The sequence below is a fragment of the Deltaproteobacteria bacterium genome (assembly GCA_016183175.1).
Lineage (GTDB): Bacteria > UBA10199 > UBA10199 > UBA10199 > SBBF01 > JACPFC01.
This window is the reverse complement of record JACPFC010000076.1, coordinates 1-4,086: the sequence shown is the minus strand read 5'-3', so window position 1 is coordinate 4,086 and position 4,086 is coordinate 1. Positions and strand designations below refer to the sequence as shown.

The window sequence follows — 4,086 nt, the reverse complement described above, 5'->3', positions numbered from 1 at the left end:
CGTCGCCGCGATTTTTACCGATCTCCCTGTCATCTCCTGATCCTTTTGTGGTTTGTTCTGTCGCTTGTCCCGGTTGCCATGGGAGGCCGCTTTTACGGCCGTTACTTCATCCAGATTTTGCCGCCGCTTTGTCTTTTGGCCGCGCAGACCGCCTCGCGTCTTCCGGATAAAAAATCCCTGCAACGTGCCGGTATTTTTATCCTGATTCCAGCCCTTTTTTTCTGGTTGTTGCGGGTCGATCAAAAAAACATTTATAACCTTTTTCCGGACGACCAGCTTTTTGAACAGCAGGCCATCGGCGAGTGGCTTCGAAGGAATACAAAACCGGATGAAACTCTTTTTGTATGGGGTTTTGCGACCGCCATTTATTTTCACGCTGAACGAAAACCGGCCTCCCGTTTTTTGTGGACCGATCTTCTCACCGGCAAAGTCCCCGGCTCCCAAAAATCCGACGATCCGGCCTTTGACGCGCAAAAATTCGCCGCGCCGGAGGCTTGGGAGGCGCTGTGGGAGGATTTCAAAAATCATCCCCCGGCCTATTTTGTCGATACTTCCCCGGCCGACATCCACAACTACAAAAAATATCCGGTGAAACACTATCCTCCTCTTTATCGTTATCTGCGGGAAAATTATCGCTTCTGGAAAAATATGAACGGATGTTTGATCTATAAACGAAAAATGGCGGTTGCATTGGCGTCGAAAATTTCCTAAAGACACCCGAATTCAACCCATACAGGAGGCAATCATCATGACAAAACTTTCGGCAAATAAACGGGCCCATCTGGAAAAACTGGCCAACAAAAAAGGGATTATCGCCGCGGCGGCCATGGATCAGCGGGGGTCCCTTCAGAAGGCCATCGCCAAGGAAAAAGGGCTTGAACCCTCTCAAATAACCCCGCAAATGATGGCCGAGTTTAAGACGGCGGTCTCGAAGGTCTTAACCCCCCATGCCAGCGCCATTTTGCTTGACCCCGAATTTGGTCTGGAGGCGGCGCATGCCCGCGCCAAAAACGCCGGTCTTCTCCTGGCCTACGAATCGACCGGCTACGAGCAAAACACGCCGGGACGCGTTCCGCGGCTGATTCCCAACTGGACCGTCTCCAAATCGATTGAAGCGGGGGCCAATGCCGTTAAAATTCTTCTCTATTACAGCCCGCTCGAAAAACCGGGGATCAACGAAGTCAAGCATGCCTGGGTGGAGCGGATCGGTGCGGAATGCGCTTTGCATGACATCCCCTATTTTCTCGAATTTGTCGGTTATCCAACCGGCAATGAAGACGAAAAGGGGATTGAATTCGCCGGGCTGAAGCCGGAAGTTGTGAAGAAGAGCATGGAAGAATTTTCCAAAGACCGTTACCGGGTCGATGTGTTGAAGGTGGAAGTTCCGGTGAACATGAAATTCGTGAAGGGGGCCAAGGCCTGCAAAGGGGAATCGGCTTACGATAAGGAACAAGCCAAAGATTTGTTTCGAAAAACCGCCGCCGTAACAAAGAAGCCATTTATCTATCTTTCCGCCGGCGTTTCCGACGATGAATTCCGCGAGAGTTTGGAGTTGGCGATTGAATCAGGGGTTAATTTCAACGGCGTCCTCTGCGGCCGAGCCACCTGGAAGGAAGGGATTCCGGTCTACGCCAAATCGGGCGTCAAAGCCCTGGAGGACTGGCTCTCCGACAGGGGCATCCAGAACATCCAGGCCTTGAACAAGGTACTCGAAAAAGGGGCAAAACCGTGGATGGAGAAAGTTCGTTAGTGAGCGAGGATCGGGTGCAAGGCCAAGCTTGGCTTGGCCGCGCAGCAAAGTCGCAGACTTTGCGGAGTAAGATGTCTCCGTCCGAGCGAACGGGGGGCACGGGGGCGCCAGCGGCAAAGCCCCCGATTTAGATCAACCGGAATTTTTTAAGACGATGGACCAGGGTCGACCGCGGCAGTTCCAACTTGCGGGCAACAAGACTGATGTTCCCCCGACATTCTTTGAAAATCTTTGCCAATTCCTGCGCCTCCCCCTGCTGAATACCGCTTCTCAAATCGGCTGGAGGCCGTTCCTCCAGTTGTTTGAGCATCGCCGTGATAGCCACCAGATCCTGCGACAAATCGGGGGCGTCGATCGTTTCGCCGTCGGCCAGCACAACCGCCCGTTCGATGACGTTCGAGAGCTCCCTTACATTTCCGGGCCAGTCATACTCGCTTAGCGCCTTTAGCGCCTCCCCCGTGAGTGTCACTTTCTTACCGAGGTCACAGGCGTACTTTTCAGCAAAATGGCGGGCAAGGGAAGGAATATCGCCTGTCCTTTCGCGAAGAGCGGGAACCGTCAGCGGGATGACATTGATGCGAAAAAAAAGATCTTCGCGGAATTTCTTTTCCTGAATGAGTTTTTCCAGATTTTGATGCGTGGCGGCAATCAGACGAATGTCTGTTTTTATTGTCTGAGTCCCCCCGACCCGTTCAAATTCTTTTTCCTGAAGAACACGCAGGATTTTCACCTGAACCGGCTCCGGCAAGTCGCCGACCTCGTCCAAAAACAGCGTTCCCCCATCGGCCAGTTCGAACCGCCCGACTTTTTGACCGGTAGCACCCGTAAATGCCCCCTTTTCGTGGCCAAACAGTTCGCTTTCCAAAAGACCGGGGGAGAGCGCGGCACAGTTTACCTTCACGAATGGTCCCCCCTTCCTTGGACTGTTAAAGTGGATGGCACGCGCGATCAGTTCTTTGCCGGTTCCCGACTCGCCACGGATGAGTATTGTCGAATTTGTCGGCGCAATCTTTTTGATTTGAGCCACAATGCCGGTTAATCCGCCATCGGCGCCGATGATTTCTTCGAAATTGAACGATTCCTTGACCTCCTCTTCGAGGAGTCTGTTTTTCGCCTCGGCCACCTTGAGCTGTTTGATCTTTTCGATTCGTTCCGTGTAAAGGCCGATGGCCTTGTCGATCACTTTTTTAAGCGCCTCCTTATCCCACGGTTTGACGACATAGTCATACACATGCCCGGTTTGGATCGCTTTAAGGAGTGCTTCGTTGTCGGTAAAGGCGGTCAGCATGATTCGTGTCGGGTAAGGGTTCACTTTTTGGGCTTCCTGAAAAAATTCGACTCCGGTCATTTTGGGCATCCGTTGATCGGAAACGATGACGGAAATATCGGGAATTTTCTTGAGCTTCTCGAGCCCTTCGACTCCTGAAAGAGCGGTTTCCACCTGATAGTCAAAACGGAAGACCCGATTGAAGGTATCGAGGTTCGCCTGGTCGTCGTCGATGTAGAGAACAATCGGTTTCATGTTGAATTTGTAGGGGCGCGATAAATCGCGCCCCTACGATGCCGGAAATGTTACATCAAATTCAGATCCTCTCCCCGATTCAGATTTCACATCAATCGTCCCGCCGAATTTTTTTAAAATCTGCTGAACAATACTCAAACCAAGCCCCGTTCCTTCTCCCTGTTCCTTTGTCGTGAAAAAAGGATCAAAGATGCGTTTCAAGTCGGCAGAGGCAATGCCGCAACCGGTATCCTTAACCGAGATAACAATCTTACCCCTTTCCCTCTTTCCTGTAACCCAAATTTCTCCCTCTCCTTTTATCGCCTGAATCGCGTTTGTCAGAAGATTCATCCAGACTTGCGAGAGTTGGCCGGGATTGGCATGAACGGTCAAGTCCGAAGGACATACGACATGGATTTTTATCCGGTCTGACCAGGTATGTTTGAGAATATTGAGCGTGCCTTGGATCCCTTCCAGAACCGACACTTCTTGAATCACCTCATCTTGAGAATGACCAAACCGTCGAAGATCCGATACAATCTGTTTCGTCCTCTGCGCCCCCTCTTCGATGTTATTAGTCAAAGCCTCCAGATCAGTCAAAACATCAGACGCCGTCATTTCATTGCGATATTTTGGGGCGTCAGACTTGAGAGCATTTCTTAAATAACCGAGATAATCCTTAAGCGGTCCCAGATTGGAATAAATAAACGTCGTCGGGTTGTTGATCTCATGCGCCACACCGGCAAGCAGTTGACCGAGCGAGGCCATTTTTTCGCTCTGGACCAGTTCCATTTGCGTCCGCTTAAGCTTTCCCAACGTCATCCCAAACAGCCCG

4 protein-coding genes are annotated in these 4,086 nt (G+C 51.4%); 2 read left to right on the top strand and 2 right to left on the bottom strand.

All coding sequences use genetic code 11. The features are described from left to right. Positions 1-711: hypothetical protein (locus HYU99_07970; protein ID MBI2340283.1), on the top strand; the 711-nt coding region annotated here is incomplete at its 5' end. Between the two features lie 37 nt (positions 712-748). Next, positions 749-1,750, top strand: a complete 1,002-nt coding sequence (locus tag HYU99_07965) for a tagatose 1,6-diphosphate aldolase (GenBank protein ID MBI2340282.1) — start codon at positions 749-751, stop codon at positions 1,748-1,750. A 127-nt stretch (positions 1,751-1,877) separates the two neighbouring features. On the opposite strand, the gene HYU99_07960 is transcribed toward HYU99_07965, so the two are convergent. Both HYU99_07960 and HYU99_07955 read right to left on the bottom strand, forming a co-directional pair. After that, on the bottom strand, positions 1,878-3,272 hold the full coding sequence (locus HYU99_07960) for a sigma-54-dependent Fis family transcriptional regulator (GenBank protein ID MBI2340281.1): 1,395 nt from the start codon (positions 3,270-3,272) through the stop codon (positions 1,878-1,880). 33 nt (positions 3,273-3,305) lie between these two features. Then, entirely contained in the window at positions 3,306-4,073 is a 768-nt protein-coding gene (locus HYU99_07955; GenBank protein MBI2340280.1) for a GHKL domain-containing protein, read from the bottom strand. Between the last annotated feature and the right edge of the window lie 13 nt (positions 4,074-4,086).